The sequence below is a fragment of the Isoptericola sediminis genome (genome assembly GCF_013085345.1).
In the GTDB taxonomy this organism is placed as follows: Bacteria; Actinomycetota; Actinomycetes; order Actinomycetales; family Cellulomonadaceae; genus Isoptericola; species Isoptericola sediminis.
The window spans coordinates 72513-97481 of record NZ_JABFAJ010000015.1 but is presented as its reverse complement, the minus strand read 5'-3'; the positions used below and the strand labels follow the sequence as shown (position 1 = coordinate 97481).

Sequence of the window (24969 nt, the reverse complement as noted above, 5' to 3'; positions counted from 1 at the left end):
TGCAGATTTCATGCCCACAACGGGGTGGGGGGCGTGGGTGGCGGCGCGTACGGGACGACCACGGTCCGCGGCGCCCCCGGCGGCAGCGGCGGCACGGGCGTGGCGAGCAGTGCACGCACGCGCCCGACGACGGACCCCGCCCCTGCCGTGAGCGCCTCGACGAAGTCGTCACCGACCACCACGACGACCGTGTACCCGAGCCGCTCCGTCCACCGCCGTCGCCTCACGTCGTCGCGCCACTGCGCGCGGTCGCGGCGGTGCTGGTCGCCGTCGTACTCGACGATCACGCGGTGGTCCGGATACAGCAGGTCGCAGCGTTTGACGTAGGTCCCGTCGGCCAGCCGGAGGGTGGCGTTGACCAGCGGTTCCGGCAGGCCCGCGTCGGTGAGCCGCAGGCGGGTCCGCGTCTCCATCACCGAGTCGGTGCCGGGTCGGACCCGCGGGACCTGGGCGCGGACCTGGGCGATCCCCTTGACCTTCCGCGTCCGTCCGGCGAGGTCGGCCAGCTGCGCGGGCAGCACGAGCTCGCGCCGGTGCCGCATCATCGCGTCACCGAGCACGACGACGTCGTCCGGCACCCGGAGGCCGGCCGCGACATGCACGAACGTCTGCGCCGGCGTGGTGACCGGGAGCCCCCGGACCACCATGGTGTCCAGGAGCTCCTGCCGTGACCGGTGGGCGACCACGTCCTGACGCTGCGGTCGGTCCGCCGCGCGCGAGGTGACGACGTGCGGCGGCACGTCGTCGCCCGCCTCGTGCCGCAGGGTCCACGGCACGTCGACCCCGAGCAGCCGCAGCGCCGTGACGTGGCTGAAGACGACACCGTCGTCCAGCACGGCCATCAGTGCCCGGCACCGTCCCTCGAGGTCGGAGACGGACGCGGCAGGGGCGCGGACGCCGTGGAACGGCGCGTCGAGGTCGACCCGGCGCAGCGCGGCGGGGTCCGCCCCCTGAGCGAGCGCGTCGGCGACGCGGAACGGTTCACGGGTGGGTCCCTCCGCCGTGGTTCGCAGCACGCCACGACCGTGGCAGAGCCGTGCCCCGCCGCGGGCCCGTCATCCACAACCCCGCGTTGTGGGCATGGAATCTGCAGGCGCGGACCCGTGTCGGGCTGCAGATTTCATGCCCACAACAGGAGGTCAGGCGGCGGAGTCGGCCTGCAGCTCCTCGTCGCACCGGCGGGTGACCACGAGCACCGGGCACTTGGAGTGGTGCAGCACGGCCTGGCTCGTCGACCCGAGCAGCAGCCCGCGGAACCCGCCCCGCCCCCGCGACCCGACCACGACGAGGTCCGCCGCACCCGAGAACTCCGTCAGGAGCTCGGCGCCGGACCCGTCGAGGACGTGGCGCTTGATCTTCAGCCCCGGGTGCTCGGCCGCGACCCGGTCGACGATGACGTCCAGACCTGCCTTGACGTCGTCGAGGATCTGCTCGTGGTCGATCTGGGACGGCAGCCACGCCAGCACGCCGGCCCCGCTGCCCAGCGGGACCCCGGCCACGGCGACGAGCTCGGCGTCCCAGGTCTCGGCCTGCTCGACGGCGTGCCGCAACGCGATCTCCGCGGTCGGCGACCCGTCGACCCCGACGACGATCCGCCGCACGTCGTGGATCCGGTCGCCGTCGCGCCGCTCCGGGTCGTCGGTCTCGGCGACCTCCTGCCGGTAGGGCACGACCACCGTCGGGCAGTGCGCGTGGGCCGGCAGCGCCGAGGACACCGTCCCCAGCAGACGCTCCGTGAATCCGCCGCGCCCGCGCGTCCCCACGACGGCCAGGCACGCCTCCGCGGACATCTCGACGAGCACCCCGGCGGCGTCCCCGGTGGCGACCGTCCCCGTGACCGGGACGCCGATCCCCTCGACCCGGGCCGTGGCCTCGGACAGCACGGCCTTGGCCCCCTCGGCGATCGCGGTGTCGTCGAGGGCCGCGTAGCCGCCGTCCAGGGAGGCGGCCGTGAAGGACGGCAACGAGTAGCTGCACACGACGTGCAGGCTCCACCCGACGCGTGCCGCGTACGCCGCGGCCCAGTCCAGGGCGTGCATGCTCGCGTCGGAACCGTCGACCCCCACCAGGACGACCTCAGGACGTGTCATCTCGCGCCTCCCGTCTGCGTCCGGACCTCGCCGTCCGGCATCCGCCTGGTTCAAGCCTAACGAAAGCGCCCCGCAAGACGCAGCAAAGGCTGCCCGGCGACACCGCGTGGCGCGATCGCAGGCCGGGCCGTCCCCGGACGCACGACGCCCCGGCACTCACGCGGAGTGCCGGGGCGGCGGGGCGGACGAAAGGGGGATCGGTCAGCCGGTCACCCGCAGGAAGGTCGGGCTGGACTGCCACAGGCTGGACTGACGGACGATCCACCCGCCGGGACGCGTCGCCTCGATCTGCTGGCCGTTGCCGATGTAGATCGAGATGTGCCCCGGGGACCAGATGAGGTCGCCCGGCTGCGCCTCCGACTGCGAGATCCGGGTCGTGTTGGGCGCTTCGAGCTGCGCCGTCGAACCGTGCGGGAGCGAGACGCCGACCTGCTGGTACACGTAGGTCACCAGGCCGGAGCAGTCGAAGCCGGACGGCGAGGCGCCGCCGACGACGTACGGCGTGCCGATGTAGCGGGCCGCGATGGACGCGACCTGGGCACCCCGCGAGCTGTCGGCCGTCGGCGCGGAGGAGGTCGAGCTGGAGCTCTCGGTCGTGCTCGACGAGGAGGACGACGTCGAGCTCGAGGTCGACGTGGGCTCCCGCTCGGCGGAACGCGAGGTGGTCGTCTCCCGCACGGGCTCCGGCTCGGGCTCGGGCTCGGGCTCGGGCGCCGCCTTGATGTCCGCGCGCTCGACGATCTTCGGCGTCACGCGCTCGACCTGGAGCTTGGCCCCCGAGTCGACGGTGACCACGGGCGCGGACTCCAGGGCCTCACGGGCCTGGTCGGTCAGCGAACCGAGGTCCACGGTGCTCAGCTTCTTGGCCGCGTCGGAGTCCACCGGCGCGGCGTGCGCGGCGGTGGCGCCACCGATCGTGGAGACCAGCAGACCCCCGGCGGTGGCCATCACGGCAGCACGACGGCTCGCGGCTGCAGATGGTGCGGTGATGGGGCGTCGGGCGGCCATGTGCCGACCGCGCGTCGTGGTGCGTGCGTTCACGTCTTCCCTCTCCTGTCCGCCTACGAAGTCAGCTGTCGGGTTCGGGTGGGAGAAATCACCCGGTCCCACGGTTCGGACGAACCGTGGGACTTCACCCCGAGGACACCGTGTCCGGTGCCCGAGAGTGGGTCCCCCGCCCCTGCCTAGGGTCTCGGTTCCCGACCGGCGGCAGGGCTCGGCGTCCGGTCGAGGTCCGGCAGACTGCTCCACCGGACGCGAGAACGGTATCTGATACACGCCCCGATGTCACGTTTCGATCACGATCTGCGGTGATACCCGTCCGAGGGGCCCCGCAGAGCGCTCTGCACCCCCCGCTGAGTCCCTCGAGGGGTGTCCGGCGCCCAGAACCCCCGTGAGCACCTCGGAGCGCGACAGAGGGCCCTGCCGCGCTCTGCGCGCGACAGGGCCCTCGGTACGAGGTGCTGGTGTCTCAGCCGACCCGGATGAAGGTCGGGTTGGACTGCCAGATGTTCCGGAACTGGATCGTCTTGCCCGGGCGCGGGGAGTCGATCTGCGTGTTGCCGCCCGCGTAGATCGAGATGTGGCCCGGCGTCCAGATGAGGTCGCCCGGCTGCGCGGCGGAGCGGGAGACCACGGTGCCGGCGTAGCGCTGGTCCGAGGACGACCGCGGCAGCGAGATGCCGGCCTGGGCGTACACATACTGCGTGAACCCGGAGCAGTCGAAGCCGTCCGGCGTGGTGCCGCCGGAGAGGTAGGGGACACCCACGTAGCGCGAGGCGATGGAGACGATGGTCGACCCGACGGCGGAGTCCGGCACGGCCGTGGTGGCCGAGGAGGACGTCGTCGTCGAGGAGGACGACGAGGAGCTCGAGAGCGACTCGCGCTCGGAGGAGCGCGACGGCGCCGCCTCGCGCACGGGCTCCGGCTCGGGCTCCGGCGCGGCCTTGATGTCCGCCCGCTTGACGATCGTGGGCGTCACGCGCTCGACCTGGACCTTGGCCTCGGCGTCGACGGTGACCACCGGGGCCGCCTCGAGCGCCTGGCGCGCCTGGTCGGTCAGCGCACCCAGGTCCACGGTGCTCAGCTTCTTGGCCGCGTCCGCGTCCACCGGCGCCGCGTGGGCGGCGCTCGCGCCACCGATCGTGGAGACCAGGAGACCACCGGCGGTCGCCACCACAGCAGCCCGACGGCCTGCGGCCGCGGACGGGGCCGCCATCATGGGGCGGCGTGCGGCGCGGTGCTTACCGCGCATGCTGCGAGCAGTCACGTTCAACCTCTCCGTTCGCCTACGAGGTCAGCTGTCGGGTTCGGGTGGGAGAAAACACCCGGCCCCGCGGTCCGTGCGAACCGTGGGACTTCACCCCGAGGACACCGTCACCGGTGCCCGAATCGTGGGTCCCCCGCCCCTGCCGTGCGGTCATCCGTGGGAACCAGGGCGGTGACAGGGTTAGGCGGCCGTCCCGGTACTCGCGCGGGACACCCGCGCGAGCGAGTCCGACCGTACCGGAACCTCCCCGCCGATGTCACGCTCCGGTCACACCTCTTTTCCGGAGCGCCGCGTCGACCCGTCAGCGGGCCGCGACGAAGAGGTGCTTGGCCAGCTCCTCCGGCAGCTCCAGGGCGCCGTCGCCGTCGACCAGCCGGACGACGAAGTCGTCGCCGGCGCGCTCCACCTCGATGCTCGCGCCCGGGAACAGGCCCGCGTCGGACAGCCGCAGGAGGAACTCGTCGTCGACCTGGACCGGCTCGGCGATGCGGCGCAGCACGACCGTCGCGGGTGCCTCCGCCCCGGACTCCAGGTACAGCGGCAGGGACTGCACGCCCTCGAGGAACGGCAGCTCCTCGTACTGCTCCCCCAGCTCCGACAGCCCCGGGATCGGGTTGCCGTACGGGTCGTGGTGCGGGTGGTCGAGCAGGGTCACCAGCCGACGCTCGACGAGGTCGCTCATGACGTGCTCCCACCGGCAGGCCTCGTTGTGCACCTGTGGCCAGTCGAGCTTGATGACGTCGGTGAGCAGACGCTCGGCCAGACGGTGCTTGCGCATGACCCGCACGGCCTTCTCCTGACCGTCGGCGGTCAGCTCGAGGTGCCGGTCACCGGTGACGACGACCAGACCGTCCCGCTCCATCCGCGCGACCGTCTGGGAGACGGTCGGGCCCGAGTGCCCCAGACGTTCCGCGATCCGGGCGCGCAGCGGCGTGATGCCTTCCTCACCCAGCTCGTAGATCGTCTTCAGGTACATCTCGGTGGTGTCGATCAGGTCCGTCACGTCCGCTCCCGTCTTGAGGCCCGGGCCTAGTCTATTCGCATGACCCTCCAGATCCCCGCGTCGATGCTGCCCTCCGACGGCCGCTTCGGCTCCGGCCCCTCCAAGGTGCGCACGGGCCAGGTCGAGGCCCTCGTCGCGGCCGGCGACCCGGCACGCCCGGTGCTGGGCACCTCGCACCGGCAGGCGCCGGTCAAGGATCTGGTGCACCGGGTGCGCTCGGGCCTGACCGAGCTGTTCGACCTGCCCGCGGGGTACGAGGTGGCCCTCGGCAACGGCGGCTCGACCGCCTTCTGGGAGGTCGCCACGGCGTCCCTCGTCCGGCAGAGGGCCCAGCACGCCGTGTTCGGGGAGTTCGGGGCCAAGTTCGCCGCCGCCACCGCCCGGGCACCCTTCCTCGCCGACCCCGAGGTGGTCGAGGCCGCACCCGGGACGGTGGCCCACCTGACGCCGTCGGACGCCGTGGACGTCTACGCCACCCCGCACAACGAGACCTCGACCGGGGCGGTCGCCCCCGTGCGCCGCCCGGGCGGCCCCGACCAGCTCCTGCTGACCGACGCGACCTCGGGTGCGGGCGCGCTGCCGGTCGACCTGCACGAGACCGACGTCTACTACTTCGGCCCGCAGAAGGCCTTCGCCGCCGACGGCGGCCTGTGGCTGGCGCTGTGCTCCCCGGCGGCCGTGGAGCGCGCCCGGGAGGTGGAGTCGTCCGGCGACGGCCGGTGGGTGCCGGAGTTCCTGTCGCTGACCACGGCGCTGGAGAACTCCCGCCAGGACCAGACGCTGAACACCCCCGCCGTCGGGACCCTGGTCATGCTGGCCGACCAGGTCGAGTGGCTGCTCGAGCACGGCGGGCTGGACTGGTCCGTGCGCCGCTGCGAGCGCTCGGCGCAGGTCCTGTACGGCTGGGCGGCGGCGACCCCGTGGGCGACACCCTTCGTCGCCGACCCGGCGGAGCGCTCCCCCGTGGTGGGCACGATCGACCTGGACCCGTCGGTCGACGCCGGGGCCGTCGTCGGAGTGCTCCGCGACCACGGGATCCTCGACGTCTTCCCCTACCGCAAGCTGGGCCGTAACCAGCTGCGCGTCGGCATGTTCCCCGCGGTGGACCCGGACGACGTCGCGGCGCTCACGGAGTGCATCACCTACGTGGTCGACCGGCTCGGCTGACGAGGCTGACGGGGGCGGCGAGCACGGCCGCCGCGCCCGAGGGTCAGGCTGGCCGGACCTGCTCCGCCGGGACCGGCTCGTCCCCGGCCGGGACCGGCGGGTCGAGATAGACGACCTCGAGGTGCGGTCGGCGCAGCAGCCGGTAGCGCACCGTGACGCGCCAGGACCGCATCGCCCAGACGGTGGCCGCGAGCGCCACGGCGAGGGTGGTGATCGACCCGACGAGGATCGACCAGCGCGGCCCGAACGCCTCCCCGATCCAGCCGACGACGGGTGCGCCGATCGGCGTGGAGCCGAGGAACACCATCATGTAGAGGGCCATGACCCGCCCGCGCATCACCGGGTCGATCGAGGTCTGGATGGTGGAGTTGGCCGCGGTCATCATCGTCAGCGCGGACAGGCCGACCGGGATGGTCGTGACGACGTAGAGCCAGTAGGTCGGCATCAGGGCGTTGACGGCGGTGGCGACCCCAAACGCGGCCGCGGCCCCGATCACCAGCCGCACGCGCGGGCGCTCGCGCCGCGCGGCGAGCAGCGCGCCGGTCAGCGACCCGATCGCCAGCACCGAGCCGAGCAGCCCGAACTCGCCGGCACCGCGTTCGAACTCGACGCGCGCCATCATCGCGCTGGTGAGCTGGAAGTTGAGGCCGAACGTGGACACGACGGCCATGACCACCATGATCACGACGATGTCGGAGCGTCCCCGCACGTACCGCAGGCCCTCGAGGATCTGCCCCTTGCCGCGCGGTGCCCGGTCCTTGACCCACATGGCGGCGGGGCGCATGAGCGCCACGGCCGCGATCGTGGCGGCGAAGGTCAGGCCGTTGATGACGAACACCCAGCCGGAGCCGACGGCGGCGATGAGCAGGCCGGCGACGCCCGGTCCGACCAGTCGGGCGGCGTTGAAGGACGCGCTGTTGAGGCCGACGGCGTTGGACAGCCGCTCCGGGGGCACGAGCTCGGCGACGAAGGCCTGGCGCACGGGGTTGTCGAAGGCGGTCGCGACCCCGAGGCCGAGCGCGAAGGCGTAGACGTGCCAGAGCTCGGCCGCACCGGACAGCACGAGGACTCCGAGGCCGAGGGCCAGGACGCCCATCGCGCCCTGGGTGGCCATGAGGAGCTGCCGGCGGGGCAGCCGGTCGGCGAGCAGCCCGGTCCAGGGGCCGATCAGCAGGAACGGCAGGAACTGCAGGGCGGTGGTGATGCCGACGGCGACGCCGGAGTCGTCGGTGAGGTCGGTGAGCACCAGCCAGTCCTGGGCGATGCGCTGCATCCAGGTGCCCACGTTGGCGATGAGGGCAGCGCCGAACCACAGGCGGTAGTTCGGGTAGCGAAGGGAGGAGAAGGTGGCACTCATCAGCGCCCGGGTCAACCATCGCACGGCGAGATGTATTCCCTGGGGGGTTCAGTCCGGTTCGTCCGTTCCATTACCCTGTCGCGGGTGCGCACCGAAATGACTCTTGCAGACACCCTTCACACCCTCGGCCTCCTCGGCGGCACGACCCTGCCCCGCTTCGTCACCGACGTCGGCGGCCGGGGCGACGTCCTCGAGGTCGTCGCCGACGCCCGTGCGGTGAACAACCTCCCGGGCCCCCTCAAGATGGCGACGCGGCTGGTGCCGGCCGTGCGGACGCGCCTGCGCGTCGAGGAGTTCGACGGCGGCGTCGCGGTGCTGAGCGTCGACGCCTCCGCGGGCGGGCTGCCCGCCCACAAGCTGCTCGGCCTGGCCAAGAGCCGGATCGAGTCCGTGCTGGCCGCCAAGGGCCTGCCGCCCGGCTCGGTGGAGATCCGCCCCGACGCGCGCATCGCGCTGGACGTGCAGCGTCTGGTGGCGCACCGCTACCCGGGCACCACGGTCACCAACATGACCTTCGCCGACGGGCAGGTCGCGGTCGACACCGCGGCCTGAACCACCCGGCCCTGCCCGCTCCGCCCCGCTCGGGGCCGCGGGCAGGGACGATGCCGCCTCGCACCGGTGCGAGGCGGCATCTTTCACGCCCACAGCTGGGCGGACGCGCGGAGCGGGCGGGCGGGCGGGGCCGCCGGCAGGACGGCCTACTTGACGGTCGCGGGCAGCAGCTCGAGCTCCTCGCCGTGCTCCTCGATGAACGACATCGCCTCGCCGTCTCCGATCGCCGTCATCAGCTTCGTCATCGGGTCCTCGTCGAGGACGACGATCGACTGACCGTCCGCGGAGCGACCGACCCCCTCGTACGGCACGGTCATGAACACGACGTCGTTGGTGGAGATCTCCGAGGCCTGGTCGAACAGCTCCTGCATGCGGTCGATCGTCAGCTCGTCGTCCGCGGCCACCGACTCGCTGACGGTCTCGAAGAACCGGGTCATCTTCACCGGGTCGCGGCGGTTGTTGTTGACCTTGCCGAGGATGGCCCGCATCCAGTTCTGCTGACGCTGCACCCGCCCGAAGTCGCCGTTCGACAGCCCGTACCGCTGGCGGGTGTAGGCCAGGGCCTCCTCGCCGCTCATCATGTGCACGCCGGCGGAGAAGAAGACCTCGTCGCCGTCGCCGATGTCCTCGGGGACGCGGATCCGGACGCCGTCCAGCGCGTCGGTCATGCTCACGAACGAGTCGAAGTCCGTCACCACGAAGTGGTTGATCCGCACGTCGGTGAGGTTCTCGACGGTCTGGATCATCAGCGACGGCCCGCCGTAGGAGAACGCCGCGTTGATCTTCGCCTGCCCGTGGCCGGGGATGTCGACCCAGGAGTCGCGCGGGATGGAGACGACGACGGCGTTCTCCCGGGAGGCGGGAAGGTGGACGAGCATGATGGCGTCGGTGCGCTGGGCGCCCGCCTCCCACTGCGAGGGGTCGCCGGCCGAGATGCGCGAGTCCGATCCCAGGACCAGGAAGTTCACGTCGGTGAGCTCCTCGTCGGCGCTCTCCGGCTGGGCCGGCTCCGGCCGCTCGCTCACGGCGGCGAACGGGTCGCCCAGCTTCTCGACGTTCTCGTCGAGGCGCTGCTGGAACCACCACATGCCGCCGAAGGCCGCCCCGGCCAGCACGGCGACCAGGACGCCGACCACGACCAGGGACCGGCTCGTGGTGCTCATCCCCGGTCGTCGCTTGGCGTGCCGCTGCGGCGGGGGGTCGTCGGGGACTCCAGGGACCAACGGCTCGCGCGGGGGATGCGTCACAGCGCAGATGATAGGCCCCGGCATCCGACGGCGACGCCCGGACGTGCAAAGACGGGGTGATGAAAGTGTGTCCGGTTGCCTCTATCATCTACCGGGGACGACCGCACCTCGTGCGGCACCCGCCCGGCCCGGACCACGAGACGAAAGTGACGGATGAGCTCCACGACGACACGGTCGCGGCGACATCTGCTGCTGGTCACCCATCACTACGCTCCCGAGCACGGCGCACCCCAACGACGGTGGGGCTCGTTGACCCCCCGGCTCATCGAGGCCGGCGTGGACGTGTCCGTCCTGACCCCTCCCCCGCACTACCCCAGCGGTCGCCTGTTCGCGGACCTGCCGGAGTACCGCCCCGGCCGCGTCAGCCGCGGGGTGCACGGGGAGCGGATCGTGCGCACCCGGTTCCGCGAGCACACGAACCGGCTCCGTTCCCGCTCCGTCGACCAGGCGGTGGCGGCGTGGAGCACGGTCGTGCTCGGGCTGCGCCTGTTCCGTCACCCGGCCCGGCGACCCGACATCGTGGTGGGCACCGTCCCGGGCATCCCGTCGATGTTCGCCGCCTGGATCGTGGCACGCCTGCTGCGCGCCCGGTTCGTGGTGGAGATGCGCGACGCCTGGCCGGACCTCATCGAGCCGGCCGGCCTGTTCCGGGCCCGACGCTCGCTCAAGGCCCGGGTGCTGGGAGCCGCTCGCGCCGTCGTGCACCGCACGGTCAGCCGCCTGCAGAGCCGGGCCGACGCGGTCGTCACCACGACCGAGACCTTCGCCGACGTGCTGCGGTCACGGGGCGTGCGACGCGTGGCCGTCGTGCGCAACGGCACGTCGTTCGAGTCGGTGCGCACCGGGTCCGCGGAGCCCACCGCCTCCCCGGAGAGCCCGGAGAGCACGCACCCGCTGCACCACCGCCCCCTGCGCGCCGCCTACGCCGGCACGATCGGACGGGCCCAGGACCTCGAGACGGTCGTGCGGGCCGCCGCCCGGCTGCGCGACCGAGGCCGAGCCGTCGAGGTCCGGATCGTCGGCACCGGCGCCGAGCTCGGGACCGTCCGTCGCCTGGTCGATCAGCTGGACGCTCCCGTCGTGCTGGGCGACCCGGTCCCCCACGAGCAGATCCGCGACCTCTACGCCTGGGCGGACACGGTGCTGGTGTCGCTGCGCGACTGGGAGCCGCTCGAGTGGACGGTCCCGTCGAAGCTGTACGAGGTCATGGCCTCGGGGCGTCTCGCCACCGCCTGCGTCGCCGGTGAGGCGGCCGACCTGGTCGCCACCACCGGCGCCGGCGCCGTCGTCATGCCGGGCGACGTCGACGGCCTGGTCGACCTGTGGGGCACCTGGGTGGACGACGGCGCGGCCCCGACCGCCTCGGCGGCCGCGGCACGCTGGGTCCGGGCCAACGCCGACGACGACGTGCTCGGTGCGCACTACGTCCAGCTCGTCGACCACCTGACGGACGCCGCCGCGCACCACGCGACCGCCGACCGCCGCGGCCCGTGCCAGGCCTGCACCGCGCCCGCGGCCCCGTCGGCCGGACCCGAGGTGCTGGTCACGCGCTCGGTGTCGCCGCGCGCCACGCTGCCGTCCCCGTCACGGCCGGCCCCCGAGGGGGAGCTGCGGCCGAGGACCGCGCGGTGAGCCGCGCGGCCGAGCTCGCGCGCAACCTGCGGTTCACGGCCTCGTTCGTCCTCGGGGCCCTGGTCACCGACCCCGCCTGGCTGGTGCTCCAGGCGAGCCGCCGCCTGCCCGCCCGGCTCAGCGCCGTCGTCGTCCCCCGCGTCGAGCGCGTCGTCGGGGACGGCACCTCCGGGCCGGCGGGCCGGCTGCGCGCCGCCTGGGCGGCCGGTGACGTCACCGCGATCCGCGACGCGGAACCGCAGCGTCGCACGGCGCGACGGGTGCGCCGGTCCCTGCTCGGGCAGGTCGACACGCTCGCCCCGGACCCGGCCGCCGAGGCAGCCGCCGGCGGCACGACGCCCCGCGCGCCGCAGCACCCGGTGGCCGTGCACCACCACCTGACCAACTCGCTGCCGCACACCCAGAGCGGCTACACGCTGCGCACGCACGCGATCCTCACGGCCCAGCGCGCCGCCGGCCACCGGGTCACGGCGACCACCCGGGCGGGATACCCGCTGACGATCGGAGCGCTGGGCGCCCGCGGGACCGACGTCGTCGACGGCGTGCCGTACTCCCGGCTGGTCCCGCGCTCGCTGCCGTCGGACCCGGCCCGCCGTGCCGAGGACGCGACCGCGCTGCTGGTCGAGGCCGTGCGAGGGTCCGGGGCCGACGTCGTGCACGCGACGACGCCGTGGACCACGGGAGCCGCGGCCCGCGAGGCCGCCCGCCGGGCCGGCCTGCCGTGGGTCTACGAGGTGCGCGGCCTGCCCGAGGAGACGTGGGCGGCGTCGCACCCGACCGCGGAGGCGCGCGAGGCGGCGACCGCGTCCGAGCGGTTCGCCCTGATCCGCGCCAAGGAGACCGAGCTGGCCCGGACCGCCGACCACGTGGTCACGCTCAGCGGCACGATGCGCGACGAGCTGGCGGCCCGGGGGGTCCCGACCGACCGGATCACCGTCGTGCCGAACGCCGTCGACGAGGCGCTGCTCGACGCCGACCCGTTCGACCCGCGCGCGGCCCGCGAGCGCCTGGGGCTGACCGGCCCCCGGTACCTGCTCGGCACGGTGAGCTCGGTGGTGGGCTACGAGGGCATCGACACGATCCTGCGCACGGTCGCCCGGCTGCGGGACGCCGGGGTGGACGCCGGCGCGCTCGTGGTCGGCGACGGCGTGGCCCGCCCGAGGCTGCTGCGGCTCGCGGCCGAGCTGGGGATCGCCGAGCACACCACGATGCCGGGCCGCGTGCCGCGGGACGTCGCGCACACCTACCTGGCCGCCCTGGACGTGGTCCTGGTGCCGCGACGGCCCGACCGCGTCACCCGCCTGGTGACGCCGCTGAAGCCGGTGGAGGCCATGGCCCTGGGCCGTCCGGTGGTCGCCAGCGACCTGCCGGCGCTGCGGGAGGTCTGCTCCCCCGTCGACGGCGGCGACCCGGCGGCACTGCTCGTGACGCCTGACGACGAGGCGGCCTGGGCGGGCGCCGTCGAGCACCTGCTCACCGACGACGACGCCCGGGCCGCGCAGGTGACGGCGGGTCGGGCGGTGGCGGCCGGGCGGACCTGGCGCGAGCTGGTGGCGCGCTACGACCTGGCGTACGCCGCGGCGGCGGGCGCCGCCACCTCGAACCGGAAGGACCTCGGATGACTCCCCGTTCGCGCCTGGCGCGTCTGACCGCCCTGGCGACCGCGGGGGTGCTCCTGCTCGCCGGGTGCACCGACGCCTCGACGACCGCGGAGCAGGCCCCCACCGAGACCGTGCGCCCCGAGCCGAGCACGGCCCCCAAGCAGTCGGTGCCTGCCCCGGAGCGGGAGGACCCGCTCGGCGAGGGGGCGCACGACATCATGCTCATCGGCACCGACTCGCGCGACGCGTCCTCGCTGTCCGGCAACGCGGACACGATGATGCTCGCGCACGTCCCCGCGGACCGGTCGGCGCTGTACCTGGTGTCGTTCACCCGGGACATGTGGGTGGACATCCCGGGGCTCGGCGAGGGCAAGATGAACTCGGCGTTCGCCCGCGGCGGCACGCAGACGCTGATGGACACCGCCTCGGGGCTGCTCGGCGGTGTCGAGATCGACGGCGCGATGCAGACCAACTTCACCGGGTTCATCAACCTGACGCGCGCCCTGGACGGGTTCGAGGTCGACAACAAGCACCGCTCGACGGTGGAGGTGCTCTCGACCGGGCGCGTGGTCGACTTCCCCGAGGGCCGGATCACGCTGGAGAACACCGACGGCCTCATCTACGTGCGCGAGCGCAAGCGGCTGCCGCTGGGCGACCTCGACCGCACGGAGCGGCAGCGGGCGGCGGTGATCGGGATGATGGACCGGATCGCCGAGACGTCCGACGACCCGACGGCGGTCGCCGAGCTGGTGGCCCTGATGTTCAACAACGTCAAGGTCACCGGTGACCTCGGCGTGGAGGAGTTCGTGGACCTGGTCCCGCTGGCCGCGTCGTTGACCCGCGACGACGTGGTGGGCCTCATGGTGCCGATCACCGGGTTCGGCACGGTGGACGGGGCGTCGGTGAACCTCGTGGACGAGGCGCAGACGGCGGCCCTCGGCGAGGCGCTGCGCACCGACACGATGGACGAGTACGTCGCGGAGTACGGCACCGACTACGCGCCCTGATCCCCGGTGCCGCGGACGGTCCGCCCGCGGCACCGGGGACCAGGGACCCCCCGGTCCCGTCAGCCGAAGCAGTGCCGGTAGAAGGTCAGCACCCACTCAGCGAACTCGGGGCTCCACACGATGTGCTCCGAGGTGTTGTACGTGCTGAACACTCCGTTGACCGCCGTCGCGTCGTCGGACGCGAACCACGGCCCGCCGCTGCCGCCGGCGGTGAGGTCGTCCGCCTTGGCCACGATGCGCTCCTCGTCCGAGGCGAGCCGGGCACCCGAGCTCTGCCACGGCCGCTGCCCGTCGAACGGGAACTGCGCGATCGCCTGAGCGGGGTAGCCGACGTCGTCCCACCGACCCACGTCGGGACGCGTGGTGATGCCGACCCATCCCACCACGTCCCCGATCTCTGTCCCGTCGGGTGCTGTCGCGACCCGGCCGAAACCCAGGTCGTCGGCGGTGGACCGTCCCTGCGGCCACGCGTCGGGCCACGCGACGGTCGGGACGGGCCAGCGGCCGTACGGCGCCTCGCCGTCGATGTAGGCCGGCACGAAGACCAGGCTGTGCGCCTCGTGGTCCATGACCAGGCAGTGGGCCGCGGTCATGATCCCGCTCCGGTGCACCACGACACCCGAGGCCACGCAGTCCTGGTCGCCCATGACGAAGAACAGCTTGCCCACGGTCCGGGCCGGGTACTCCCCGAACGCGGCGACCGGCGTCGTGGTCGCCTCGGCCGTCACGGTCTCGCTGGGCCCCACGTCCTGAGGACGCACGGCGACGGCCAGGGCACCCTCGTGGGCCGTCGAGCGGTCGACGGGTGTCGCGGCGCGCATCCGCTCGGCGGTCCAGTACTCCTCGACCGGCGTCACCTGGGGGGCCTCGTGCACCGTGAACCCCGAGGAGTGCACCGCGTCGGCGGTCCAGGGACCGACAGGGTAGAGCGAGGCATCGACCGTGTGGAACGTCACGGACCAGTAGCAGCTGCGCCAGTAGTCGCTCTTGACCCAGACGGTGCCGCCGTCGCGACCGATGATCCGGTCGCTGCGCTTCTCCCAGTCGCCGCCGAAGTCGTTCCACTGGCACACGACGTCCCAGCCCACGACGACGCGGGAGGTGTTCCGGTAGGTGAACCCGTGATCCTGCCAGCCGAAGGCCTTGGCATCCGCCTTGTAGTCGAACTTCTCGCTCCTGACGTCCACGCCGGGGCGCGTGCCGGCCTGGAAGCCGTACCCCCACCGGACGGTGCCCTTGTCTGCGTCGATGCGGTGCCCCTTCGCCGGTTCGGTGGCGGCAGCCTTGACGACCTGGGAGTAGAAGGCCTGCCGGTTGTCGATCTCGTCGAGGGTGCCCAGCAGGTCCTCGACGTCACCCGTGTACTTGCGGACCGACTCCGGGTCGGTGGCGAGCGAGGCCTGGTGCGCCTCGAGGTCGATGCGCAGCCGCTCGAAGGGTCCGGAGACGAGTCCCTTGCCGAACGCGGGACAGGTTCGCTCGCGCGACCGCGCCACCCAGAAGGCGGAGTAGAGATAGCTGAGGTCCGCGAACACGGACGGGGCGATCGGGACCTCGCCGGAGATCTCCGGGTCGATCATCCGGTAGTGCTCGAGGTAGCTCTCCAGCGGCACCGGCACCAGGTTCTCGATGAACCAGGGGATCACCTCGGAGATGATCGTCCCCGGGGTCCACCCGTCCTTCGGGGGCAGCAGAGTGCCCCGGACCCCGTCGACGACGACGTCGACGTTGACGCGAGCCTCGTGCGAGCTGGCGACCTTCTGGAAGGCCACGCTGCCCTCGGCGCTGAGGACGTCGGGCACCTCGGCGGAGAGCGCGGCGGCGAACTCCTGCCGCTTCTCCGTGGACGAGAACCGGCACTGGTAGACCGCGTACAGGGAGGATCCCGCCCGGTAGCCGGCCACGAAGTAGTCGCCGTGCCGCTCTCGGAAGTCCGGGCCCGGGGTGACGGCCAGGACGTAGTCGGGGGCGAGCGAGTACTCGCTGTCCTCGACGGAGATCGCGGCGACGATCGTGACCGCGAGCTCGGAGACGACGACCTTCTCCAGGAACGACGTACTCGCCGAGGTCTTGACCCCCTCGATGTTGTAGGAGCCCTTGAGGGAGGTCTCGACGAGCTGCTCGAGGTCCTTCTGGGACTCCATGAGGGCGTAGCTGTACTCGGTGCGCTGGTTCTTGCTCGGGGTCAGCGTCGGCTTCTCGATCGCCGAGCTGCGCAGCTGGCCGGTCACGGCGTCGACGCCGGCACCGACCTGGTAGGCGTCCGCCCAGGGCTGGCCCACCACGGTGGTGTTCAGCAGGGTCGACGAGGGGTTCTTCACGTCCTGTCGCACGGCAGTCCTCCGGTGTGCGGGATGGTCGACCGGTGCCGGAGGGGTTGCGCGATCCGACGAAGGTCGCTGTCCCTTTCACTGTCGGCCGCCGCACACGAGGTCGTCGTCACCAGAATTGGTGAACTTCACCATCGCGTCGAACAACCACTCCATGCACCCCGCACGGTGCGCGACGGCGACGGCCTCGAGCTGGGACCGGACGCCGAGCTTGGCGAGCACGGCCTTGATGTGGGTCCGGACGGTGTTCACCGAGGCGTGCCGATGGAGACCGATCTGCGCGGCGCTGGCTCCCGCGAGCATCGCCCGCAGGATCGCGTCCTCGGTGCTCGTGAGGAGGTTGAGCCCGTCCCGCTCCGCCAACCGGCGCCGCAGCGTCAGCGCGGCCACGGCGAGGTCGGCGGGCGCCGCCCGGGTGACGGCCGTCTCGACGTGGCACACCAGTGTCAGCATCGGGGCCGACTGGTTGAGCACGACGGCTCCACGCCGCTGCATCGCCAGCAGGCCGGGCAGCGACCGCACCGATCCGATGCAGATCCAGGACCGACCGACCGCGAGGGGCCGCCGGCAGGTCCAGTTGCCGTGGTCGTCCTCGACCAGGACCACGACGTCCTGTCCGCCGAGGTCCGGCAGGACACCCTCGGTACGCCGCATCATGACGGTCCAGCCGCGGCTGGCCAGCGCGGCCGCGAGAGCATGGCCGAGGGTCGCGCCCTCGGGGCTCACCAGCGTGATTGCTCGGGGCACACTCGGCATGAGACGTCTGTAATCAGCGTCTCGCCGACCGGCAACCGGAGAGCGGACCTCGCAGCGGGATTCACCCGTCGGCCCGTTGCGCACCCCGGCCCGTCCGCCCGGCGTTGCGCACCCCGGCCCGTCCGCCCGGCGTTGCGCACCCCGGCCCCTTCCGCCCGTTGTGGGCATGAAATCTGCAGGTCTGGCCCCCTGCGGAGCTGCAGATTTCATGCCCACAACGCCACGGGGGTCAGGGACGGCGGCCCCAGGCCACCAGCGCCGGACCCGTCCGAGGGAACGCCCGCTGGGCGACGCGGAACGGCCAGGTGGCGGCCGTGACCGCCGCTCCTGTCGCGGCGGACGACGGCTGGAACAGCCGCCCGGAACGCGCGGTGCGTTCGGCGGTCGTCGTGCCGTCGGCCGCCAGTCGGCGCTCAGCCACCCGGTTGCGCACCGCCTCGAGCGCGTAACCCAACGGCATCCCGTAGAGCCGGCCGCCGATGTCGGTGAGCCCGGCGCCGCGCAGCAGCTCGCGCATCTGCGGCGGGTCGTAGCGGCGGTGGTGCCCGACGGCGGTGTCCATGGGGCCGAACCGTGCCTGCCAGGCAGGGGTCGAGACGAGGACGAGCCCGCCCGGGCGCAGCAGCGGCAGCCACGAGGCCAGCGCCTCGGCGTCGTCCGCGAGGTGCTCGAGCACCTCGAAGGCGCACAGCACGTCGAACCCGCCGGCCAGCCCCGCCGACTCCACCGACCCGTGCACGACGCGTCCCGGCAGTCCGGCGCCGGCCAGCCGGGCGTCGGCGACCTCGGCGCTCGCACGGTCGATCTCGACGCCGGTGTAGTCGTACCCGGCGGCGGCCAGACGCACGCCCACGGCGCCCTGACCGCACCCGACCTCCAGGACACGCACACCGGAGGCGGGCAGCCGGCGGCGGACCACGTCCCAGCGCAGCGCGCCGAACAGGGTCAGGGGCGGCAGGTTCGTGCTCACGGGTCACTCCTGTGCTCGGGGTCCGGCGGGCGGGTGCCGACGGCGACGAGCCCGGTCCCGGCGTGCGGCAGGGCCCGCTGCAGCAGCCGGAACGGCCAGGTGCCGACCGCCGTCGCGATCCCGGTGAGCCGGGCCCGTGGCTGCAGCCGGCGCCCGGAGTCGGCGGTGCGGGCCGCGAGCCCGGGGTCCGACGCCGCCGCACCGGCCGGTCCGGCCGCGCCGGCCGGCGCTTCCGCGACGACGCGGACCGGCTGACGCCGGGCGAGCCGGTCGCGCACGGCCTCGAGCAGGTACCCCAGCGGGGCGTCGTAGCGGCGCACGACGACGTCGGCCAGCCCGGCAGCGCTCAGGAGTTCCCGCAGGTCGTCCGGGTCGTAGCGGCGGTAGTGGCCGGCCATCTCGTCCCACGGGCCGAACCGGTCGGGGTCGGCGGGGGTGGACAGCAGCAGCATCCCGCCGGGGCGCACCCGGGCGGCCCACTCGACCAGCGCCGCGGCGTCGTCCTCGACGTGCTCGCTCACCTCGAACGCGCACACGACGTCGAACCTCTCCTCGGGCGGCAGCACCGTCAGGTTGCCGTGCAGCGCCCGGGCGTCCGGGTCGACGGCCGCCACGCGCTCGCGCGCGACGCGCCAGGAGTCGGCGTCGAGCTCGACGGCGGTGTAGTCGTGGCGCACGGCGATCCGCATGCCGAACCCGCCCTGCCCGCAGCCGATCTCCAGCACCGTGGACCGGGTGGCCGGCAGCAGGCGCCGCACGACGTCCCAGCGCAACCAGGCCCGCGGCGCCAGCGGGGCGAATCGCACCCCGGCGGGCCGGCGCCCGAGCGCCCCGAGGCCCGCGAACAGCAGGTCGGCGAGGGTGACCAGGACCCGGCTGACCAGCACGACGAGCAGCACCTCGGCGTGCGGCAGCGCCCCGGCGAGGACGGCGAGCAGCACGAGCTCGCGGGCCCCGGCACCGGCGGGCACCACGACGACGAGGAACCCGACCATCCAGGCCAGCGCGTACCCGCCCACGGCGAGCGCCGCGGTGCGCACGTCGCTCGCCATGCCGAGACCGGTGGCGAGCAGCCACACCTGGCCGCCGGCGAGCAGCCACCCGGCCACGGCCCAGCCGGCGGCGGCCCCCAGGCCCCGCCAGGACAGCGGGTGCTCCAGCGGGAGGCGACGGGCCAGGCGCAGCGCCGCGTCGAGCAGCCGGTTCAGCACGGGCGGCAGGAGCAGCACGACGACGGCGGGCAGCAGCCAGAGCACCCAGCTCCAGCCCTGCAGGGTCTCGACGGCGAGGAACGGCAGCGCGACGACGCCGACGACCGCCCCGGAGACGAGCCCGACACCGGTGGCGACCGCGGTGGCGGTCACCGTGCGGCGGCGCGGGACGTCGTGGTCGGCTCCGACCTCGGCCGCGGCGACGACGTTCCACACCCCGCCGGGCACGTACTTGCCGAGCTGGCTGATGCCGAACACGGCGACGGCGGTGCGCAGCCCGAGCGGGGAGCCGAGGTCGGCCAGCACGGCCCGCCAGGACAGCAGCGTGCAGCCGACGAACAGCACCGCGAGCAGCGCGGCCGCGCCGAGCCGGCCGGCGGACAGCGCGGTGGCGGCGTCGGCCAGCTCGTCCCGGACGGAGACCACGGCGTACACCGCGAGCGCCAGCGCCAGGACGAGGAACCCCCAGCGCACCCACGGCGAGCGCAGTACGGCGAACAGACGGGCGGCGGCGCCGGGGCGTCCGGCACCGGCGACGTCCGTGCGGCCGGCAGGCGTGCCGGTCACGGCCGCACCCCGCGGGCGGCGAGGGCGTCGAGGAGCGGGCCGACGACGGCGGCGGGCCGGACGGCGTCCCGCCCGGCGTGGGCACGGGTCCGGGCGGCGGCCAGCTCGGCCGGGTCGGTCAGCGCGACGAGCCGGTCGGCCAGGGCCGCGGCGTCCCCGGCAGGGACGAGCTCGAGGTGGTCGCCGAGCAGGCGGCGCTGCGGCGGGGTGTCGGAGGTGACGACCACGCAGCCGGCGGCGAGGCCCTGGAAGACCTTGTTGGGCACGACGCGGAGCGCCTTGGGGGTGGCCCCGAGGATGCCGAGGCAGACGTCGTGGTCGGCGACGAGCCCGGGCAGGTCGCCGGCGTCGACCCAGTCGTGCCAGGTGACGCCGGGGACGCCGGCGAGCGCGGCACGGGCCGCTTCGTGGTCCTGGCCGGTCCCCGCGAGGGTGGCGGTGATCGGGCGGCCGATGGCGGCGGCGCGGGGCAGGGCGTCGGCGAGCGCCTCGGCGATGACCACGGCCCCCTGCAGCGGGGTGAACAGACCGAAGAACACGACCCGCAGGGGTTCGGCGTCGTCCCGGGTGCCGTCGTCGGACGTGCCCTCGTCGGACGTACCGCCGTCGCGCACGGGCGCGAACCACGCCTCGGGGGCCCCGACGGGCACGACGACGGCCTGCCGCATCCGGCGGGCGCCGCCACGGTCGGTCGGCGCGGACAGGCCCCCGGGCAGCATCGCGCGGTGCTCGTCGGTGTCGACGACGACGACGTCGGCGCAGGCCAGCGCGAGCCGGTCCAGCCCGTGCAGCAGCCGCACGCGCAGGCCGCGGGCGCCGCGGTCGGTCGCGGTGTCGGCGGCGAAGACGAGGTGGTCGAGGATCACCGGGGTGCGGGGGTGCAGCAGGCGGGCCAGGACGACGTCGAAGTGGCCGAGGTAGCCGACCAGCAGCGCGTCCGGGGCGCCGTGCGCGCGGCGGTGGGCGACGTCGTCGCGCACGAGGGCGAGCCAGCAGGTCAGCAGGCGCACCACCAGCAGCGGCAGCCGCCAGGGCTGGCGCAGCATGCGCACCCGCTCGGCGGTGGAGAACCCGAGGGGGCGGTTCAGCTCGTCGACGCGATGGCCGTGCGCGCGCAGGCCGGCGATCAGGACGCCGGTGCGGGGGTGCCGGGCGGCGTCGTACGTGCCGAACGCGACGATCACGTGTCGCGCCCGTACTGCAGGTTCTTGACCCGCTCCAGGGTGTCCTCGACGAGGATGCGGTTGGTGCGTTGCAGGTCCGCCAGCACCAGCAGCGCGAGGCACAGCAGGGTGCCCACCAGCATCGCGGCGGCGAAGATGAGGGACTGCACGTGCCCGTCGCCCTCCCCCTGGGCGAAGAACACGAGGAACCGGACGGCCGGCACCGCGGAGGCGAGGAAGAACAGCGCGGCCAGGGTCAGGAACACCAGGTGGGGGCGGAACATGATCGAGCTGCGCACGATCGCCCGGGCGGAGCGCCCCATGTGCTGCCAGATGTTGCGGAACAGCCGCGACTCGCGGGTCTTGGCGTTGGTGACCACCGGCACCGAGACGATCCGCAGGTGCTTGTTGCCCGCCTGGATGATCGTCTCCATGGTGTAGCTGAACTGCGTGATGACGTTCAGGCGCAGCAGCGCGGCGCGCGAGTAGGCGCGGAACCCGCTGGCGGCGTCGGGCAGCGAGGTGTTCGCGGCGGCGCTGACCACCCGCGACCCGAGGCGCTGCATGCGCTTCTTGAACGGGCTGAAGTGTTCGATGGTGGCGGTCTGGCGGTCGGCGACCACGATGTCCGCCTCGCCGGCGAGGATCGGCGCGGCGAGGTCCCCGACCCGGTTCGAGGGGTACTGGTTGTCGCCGTCGGTGTTGACCACCACGTCGGCGCCGTGGGCCAGGGCGAAGTCGATGCCGTCGCGGAAGGAGCGGGCCAGCCCCATCGTGGCGGTGTGCCGCAGCACGTGGTCGACGCCGAGGTTGCGCGCGACGTCGGCGGTGCCGTCGGTGGAGCCGTCGTCGATGACGAGCCACTCCACCTCGTCGAACCCGTCGACCTCGCGTGGCAGGGTCGCCAGCACGAGCGGGAGGGTGTCGGCCTCGTTGAGGCAGGGGATCTGCACGACGAGCTTCATCGAGCCCTCTCCGGTCCGACGGCGGTGGGCAGCGCCAGGGCGCTGACGTGCGCGAGTCTAGCCACGCAGGTCCCGCGCGGCGGGGTACCACCGCCACGCGGCGACCAGCCCGGCGACGAACCCGAGCGCGACGACCGCCAGCACGACGACGATCGCGGTGCCGCTCAACGGGCTCCACGCGGCCCAGCGCTCCCACGCCTGTGCCGCGGACTCCCCCGGCCCGCGGTACATCGCCCCGAACGCCCACACCAGTCCCGCGGCACCGGCCGCGACGGCGAGCGTCGTGAACCCGGGGACGACGACGGCGGTCCAGCGTTCGCGGCGCAGGCAGAGCTGCCACAGGGCGACGGCGAGTAGCGTCGCCAGCGCGGCCAGACCGCCGAACACGTAGCGGCCCTGCAGGGCGACGAGCACGCCGGTCTCGGACCAGCCCTGCAGCGCGTTGCCGACGACGCCCGCGGCCAGCGCGAGCGGCAGCAGCGCGACGGTCACGGCCCCGCGCCGCGCCCCGGGCAGTGCGACGGCGATCAGTGCCGCCACGACCAGCACCGTCGAGCCGGTCGCGACGAAGGTGCCGGGCAGGTGGATCTCCAGCCAGGACAGGTTGCCGAAGAACGCCTGGGCGGTGCGGCCGAGCGCCTCCTCCAGCACCTGGTCCGCCGGCACCCGGGTCATGCCGTCGTAGTCGCGCGGCAACCCGACCGGCTGCACGGCACCGTCGACGATCCAGTTGCGGGCCCACCACCAGCCCCCGACGACGAAGGCGACCGCCAGGGCGACGAGGCCCCGCCCGCTGCGGACGAGCACCGGGGGGCCGGCGCGCGGCCGGGAGCGCGGCCCCGGGGCGAGCAGGTAAGCGGCGACGACGGTAGGGATCGCGAACGCGAGCATCACCTTGGTCAGCAGGCCGACCCCGAGCACCAGACCCAGGCCGACGGCGGTGCGCCAGCGTTGGTCCCCGGTGACGACGCGGGCGGACAGGTAGGTGACGCCGGCGCCGGTGAGCACCACGAGGGCGTCGTTGTTCGCGGCGCCCATGATGTGCCCCACCTGCGGGATCAGCAGCGGGAACGGGGCGGCGAGCAGCGCGGCCGAGCGCGACCCCGTCAGCCGGCGGGTGGTCGCGGCGGCGAGCGGCACCGTCGCGGTGAGCAGGGCGACGTCGAGCAGGCGCAACGCGAGCAGGGCGACGTCCCACCGGGCGTCGGCCGTGCCGGTGAGGCGCAGGACGCCGGCACCGAGCACGTAGTAGGCGGGCGGATGCTGCGTCATCTGGTCGACGGTGGCGTTGCTGCCGGGCGCGGGCAGCGCGTTGCCGACGTCGATGCGGACGCGCTCGTCGGCCGGGACGGGTGTGAGATCGACGAACTGGGTCTCGTCGGGGCGGTACCGCCAGCGTCCGGGCAGGTCGGCCGGGTAGGCGGCCTCCTCGACGGCCTGCTCCGTCACCGGCGCGAACCGTGCCTCCCCCGGCGGCGGCCACCCGCCGCCGTAGGCGATGCGCACGGCGCTGTTGAGGTGGTTCTGCTCGTCGGGCGACCGGAAGCCAGGGGTGAGCACCGCCCAGGCCGCCGACCACAGGGCGACGACGAGGGTCAGCAGGGCGAGGGTGCGGCGATAGGCACGCTCGGCCGACGGCGTGTCTCGCGTCACAGCGTCATTGTGGCAGGCGGACGACGGTGTCGCCTGCGACAGCTGCCCACCGGAAACCTGCGTAAAGTGCTGATCGAAAGGCTGCGGCAGGTGTACATTGAGGCCAGGACCGCTGGTGGGAGGCGCAACATGTACCGACCGCGCGTCGTCGACGAGGAGATCTCCGACGGCCTGCAGACCGCTGGAGCCGTGCTCGTCGAGGGGCCGAAGGCCTGCGGCAAGACGTCGTCGGCCCACCGGGTCGCGGGGACGCGTGTCCACCTCGACGACGTGGCCGATCCGCGGATCACCGCCGCCCTCGAGGTGGATCCGTCGCTGCTGCTGCGGGGCGAGGCCCCCGTCCTCCTGGACGAGTGGCAGCTGGCGCCCGACCTGTGGAACCTGGTCCGCCGTGAGGTCGACCGGCGGGAGCACCCGGGGCAGTTCATCCTCACAGGGTCCTCGACGCCCGACGACGACATCCGCCGTCACAGCGGTGCCGGACGCTTCACCATCATCGAGATGCGGCCGATGGCCCTCGCCGAGAGCGGCCACTCCAGCGGTGAGGTGTCGCTGGTAGGCCTGTTCGACGGCGCGGATGCCGACGGGTACGACAGCGCCTGGAATCCGACCGACGCCGTCCACGAGATCGCCGAGCGGGTCGTCGGGGGCGGATGGCCCACCAACGTCGACAAGCCGGTTCGTGCCGCAGCACGCGCCAATCGCGACTACCTGGACATCATCCGGAACTACGACATCCCGCAGGTGTCGCGCATCCGCCGCGACCCGGACAAGGCGTGGCGTGTCATGCGCTCCCTCGCCCGGAACGTGGCCACTCTTGCCGGGGACGCCACGATCGCCAGGGACGTCCGCGAGGGCGACCCGGACTCGGGCGCCGACGCGACCCACCGGGCGACCGCCACCGAGCACCTCGACGCCATGCGGCGGCTCAGGATCGTCGAGGACCAGCCCGCATGGTCCCCGCACCTCCGGTCGCGCACACGTGTCGCGTCACGGTCGAAGCGGCACTTCGTCGACCCCGCCCTGGCAGCAGCAGCCCTGGGTATCCATGCCGGGCCGCTCACGGAGGACCTGCAGACCCTGGGGTTCCTCTTCGAGTCTCTGGTCACCCGAGACCTCCGTGTCTACGCCCAGCCGCTCGGTGGACGCGTGCTGCACTATCGCGACGAGCGCGGCCTGGAGGCCGACGTGGTGGTCGAGCTGCCGGACGGTCGGTGGGCGGCCATCGAGGTCAAGCTCGGCTCCCGCCCGGAGACGATCGATCGGGCCGCCCACGGCCTCACGACGTTGCGCGACAAGGTCGACACCTCACGCAGCGGTGAGCCGGCCTTCGCCGCCGTGATCACGAACGGCGGCATCGCTTACCGTCGCCGTGAGGACGGAGTGCACGTGATCCCCGTCAGGATGCTCGGCCCCTGACCCGGGGCGC

The 24969-nt window shown here is 73.6% G+C and carries 20 protein-coding genes and 2 riboswitches; of the genes, 6 read left to right on the top strand and 14 right to left on the bottom strand.

From position 1 onward, the window contains the following. Window positions 1–8 precede the first annotated feature (8 nt). The 5 genes from HLI28_RS08510 to HLI28_RS08490 form a co-directional block, all read right to left on the bottom strand. Window positions 9–1016 carry a DUF559 domain-containing protein gene (locus HLI28_RS08510; protein ID WP_171247089.1) on the bottom strand — a complete coding sequence of 336 codons (1008 nt, stop codon included), beginning with the start codon at window positions 1014–1016 and terminating at the stop codon, window positions 9–11. Between the two features lie 123 nt (window positions 1017–1139). Continuing rightward, entirely contained in the window at window positions 1140–2090 is a 951-nt protein-coding gene (locus HLI28_RS08505; protein ID WP_171247088.1) for a universal stress protein, read from the bottom strand. A 201-nt stretch (window positions 2091–2291) separates the two neighbouring features. Beyond that, window positions 2292–3131, bottom strand: coding sequence for an NlpC/P60 family protein (locus HLI28_RS08500; RefSeq protein WP_171247087.1), 840 nt, complete (start codon window positions 3129–3131; stop codon window positions 2292–2294). 2 nt (window positions 3132–3133) lie between these two features. Then, window positions 3134–3298, bottom strand: a riboswitch (cyclic di-AMP (ydaO/yuaA leader). A 263-nt stretch (window positions 3299–3561) separates the two neighbouring features. Then, a complete protein-coding gene (locus tag HLI28_RS08495) occupies window positions 3562–4359 on the bottom strand; it encodes an NlpC/P60 family protein (RefSeq protein ID WP_171247086.1) in 798 nt (265 codons plus the stop codon). A 2-nt stretch (window positions 4360–4361) separates the two neighbouring features. Continuing rightward, a riboswitch (cyclic di-AMP (ydaO/yuaA leader) is annotated at window positions 4362–4540 on the bottom strand. Between the two features lie 120 nt (window positions 4541–4660). Then, on the bottom strand, window positions 4661–5362 hold the full coding sequence (locus HLI28_RS08490; RefSeq protein ID WP_171247085.1) for an iron-dependent transcriptional repressor DtxR: 702 nt from the start codon (window positions 5360–5362) through the stop codon (window positions 4661–4663). 39 nt (window positions 5363–5401) lie between these two features. On the opposite strand from HLI28_RS08490, the gene serC reads away from it, so the two are divergent. Beyond that, the gene (gene serC, locus HLI28_RS08485; RefSeq protein ID WP_171247084.1) at window positions 5402–6529 is read left to right on the top strand and encodes a phosphoserine transaminase; all 1128 of its coding nucleotides are present in this window, start codon (window positions 5402–5404) and stop codon (window positions 6527–6529) included. A 43-nt stretch (window positions 6530–6572) separates the two neighbouring features. Here serC and HLI28_RS08480 read toward each other — a convergent pair whose 3' ends face one another. Next, on the bottom strand, window positions 6573–7886 hold the full coding sequence (locus HLI28_RS08480; protein ID WP_171247083.1) for an MFS transporter: 1314 nt from the start codon (window positions 7884–7886) through the stop codon (window positions 6573–6575). Between the two features lie 84 nt (window positions 7887–7970). Between HLI28_RS08480 and HLI28_RS08475 the strand changes: the two genes are divergently transcribed. After that, window positions 7971–8438: a hypothetical protein gene (locus tag HLI28_RS08475; protein WP_304603181.1), complete on the top strand. Its 468-nt coding sequence runs from the start codon at window positions 7971–7973 to the stop codon at window positions 8436–8438. Window positions 8439–8584: 146 nt separating this feature from the next. On the opposite strand, the gene HLI28_RS08470 is transcribed toward HLI28_RS08475, so the two are convergent. Further along, complete coding sequence (locus tag HLI28_RS08470) at window positions 8585–9601, bottom strand: LCP family protein (RefSeq protein WP_171247082.1); 1017 nt, start codon at window positions 9599–9601, stop codon at window positions 8585–8587. 237 nt (window positions 9602–9838) lie between these two features. Between HLI28_RS08470 and HLI28_RS08465 the strand changes: the two genes are divergently transcribed. From HLI28_RS08465 to HLI28_RS08455, 3 genes are read left to right on the top strand one after another with little or no spacing between them, the layout of a single operon-like run. Further along, window positions 9839–11317, top strand: a complete 1479-nt coding sequence (locus HLI28_RS08465) for a glycosyltransferase family 4 protein (RefSeq protein ID WP_171247081.1) — start codon at window positions 9839–9841, stop codon at window positions 11315–11317. Further along, entirely contained in the window at window positions 11314–12939 is a 1626-nt protein-coding gene (locus tag HLI28_RS08460; protein ID WP_171247080.1) for a glycosyltransferase, read from the top strand. Before HLI28_RS08465 ends, HLI28_RS08460 begins: the two co-directional genes overlap by 4 nt. Continuing rightward, window positions 12936–13925: an LCP family protein gene (locus tag HLI28_RS08455; protein WP_171247079.1), complete on the top strand. Its 990-nt coding sequence runs from the start codon at window positions 12936–12938 to the stop codon at window positions 13923–13925. The genes HLI28_RS08460 and HLI28_RS08455 overlap by 4 nt, the downstream gene beginning before the upstream one ends. A gap of 59 nt (window positions 13926–13984) precedes the next feature. Here the strand turns inward: HLI28_RS08455 and HLI28_RS08450 are convergent, their stop codons facing one another. From HLI28_RS08450 to HLI28_RS08420, 7 genes are all read right to left on the bottom strand, one after another. After that, a complete protein-coding gene (locus HLI28_RS08450; protein WP_171247078.1) occupies window positions 13985–16258 on the bottom strand; it encodes a trypsin-like serine peptidase in 2274 nt (757 codons plus the stop codon). A gap of 75 nt (window positions 16259–16333) precedes the next feature. Beyond that, a complete protein-coding gene (locus HLI28_RS15955; RefSeq protein WP_171247077.1) occupies window positions 16334–17002 on the bottom strand; it encodes a LuxR C-terminal-related transcriptional regulator in 669 nt (222 codons plus the stop codon). A 238-nt stretch (window positions 17003–17240) separates the two neighbouring features. Further along, window positions 17241–17981, bottom strand: coding sequence for a methyltransferase domain-containing protein (locus HLI28_RS08440; protein ID WP_171247076.1), 741 nt, complete (start codon window positions 17979–17981; stop codon window positions 17241–17243). Next, the gene (locus tag HLI28_RS15525) at window positions 17978–19759 is read right to left on the bottom strand and encodes a methyltransferase domain-containing protein (RefSeq protein WP_171247075.1); all 1782 of its coding nucleotides are present in this window, start codon (window positions 19757–19759) and stop codon (window positions 17978–17980) included. The genes HLI28_RS08440 and HLI28_RS15525 overlap by 4 nt, the downstream gene beginning before the upstream one ends. After that, window positions 19756–20943 (bottom strand): glycosyltransferase, encoded by a 1188-nt coding sequence (locus HLI28_RS08430; RefSeq protein WP_171247074.1) that lies wholly within the window; start codon window positions 20941–20943, stop codon window positions 19756–19758. Before HLI28_RS08430 ends, HLI28_RS15525 begins: the two co-directional genes overlap by 4 nt. Further along, window positions 20940–21887 (bottom strand): glycosyltransferase family 2 protein, encoded by a 948-nt coding sequence (locus tag HLI28_RS08425; protein WP_171247073.1) that lies wholly within the window; start codon window positions 21885–21887, stop codon window positions 20940–20942. Before HLI28_RS08425 ends, HLI28_RS08430 begins: the two co-directional genes overlap by 4 nt. Window positions 21888–21944: 57 nt before the next feature. Then, window positions 21945–23540 (bottom strand): DUF2142 domain-containing protein, encoded by a 1596-nt coding sequence (locus HLI28_RS08420; RefSeq protein WP_171247072.1) that lies wholly within the window; start codon window positions 23538–23540, stop codon window positions 21945–21947. Between the two features lie 129 nt (window positions 23541–23669). Here HLI28_RS08420 and HLI28_RS08415 point away from each other — a divergent pair, with 129 nt between their 5' ends. Continuing rightward, window positions 23670–24959, top strand: a complete 1290-nt coding sequence (locus HLI28_RS08415) for an ATP-binding protein (RefSeq protein ID WP_171247071.1) — start codon at window positions 23670–23672, stop codon at window positions 24957–24959. Window positions 24960–24969 lie beyond the last annotated feature (10 nt).

Coding starts and splice junctions, on each gene's coding strand:
- serC (WP_171247084.1), top strand. CDS start 5,402: ATGACCCTCCAGATCCCCGCGTCGATGCTGCCCTCCGACGGCCGCTTC.
- HLI28_RS08480 (WP_171247083.1), bottom strand. CDS start 7,886: ATGAGTGCCACCTTCTCCTCCCTTCGCTACCCGAACTACCGCCTGTGG.
- HLI28_RS08465 (WP_171247081.1), top strand. CDS start 9,839: ATGAGCTCCACGACGACACGGTCGCGGCGACATCTGCTGCTGGTCACC.
- HLI28_RS08455 (WP_171247079.1), top strand. CDS start 12,936: ATGACTCCCCGTTCGCGCCTGGCGCGTCTGACCGCCCTGGCGACCGCG.
- HLI28_RS08470 (WP_171247082.1), bottom strand. CDS start 9,601: ATGAGCACCACGAGCCGGTCCCTGGTCGTGGTCGGCGTCCTGGTCGCC.
- HLI28_RS08415 (WP_171247071.1), top strand. CDS start 23,670: ATGTACCGACCGCGCGTCGTCGACGAGGAGATCTCCGACGGCCTGCAG.
- HLI28_RS08505 (WP_171247088.1), bottom strand. CDS start 2,090: ATGACACGTCCTGAGGTCGTCCTGGTGGGGGTCGACGGTTCCGACGCG.
- HLI28_RS08425 (WP_171247073.1), bottom strand. CDS start 21,887: ATGAAGCTCGTCGTGCAGATCCCCTGCCTCAACGAGGCCGACACCCTC.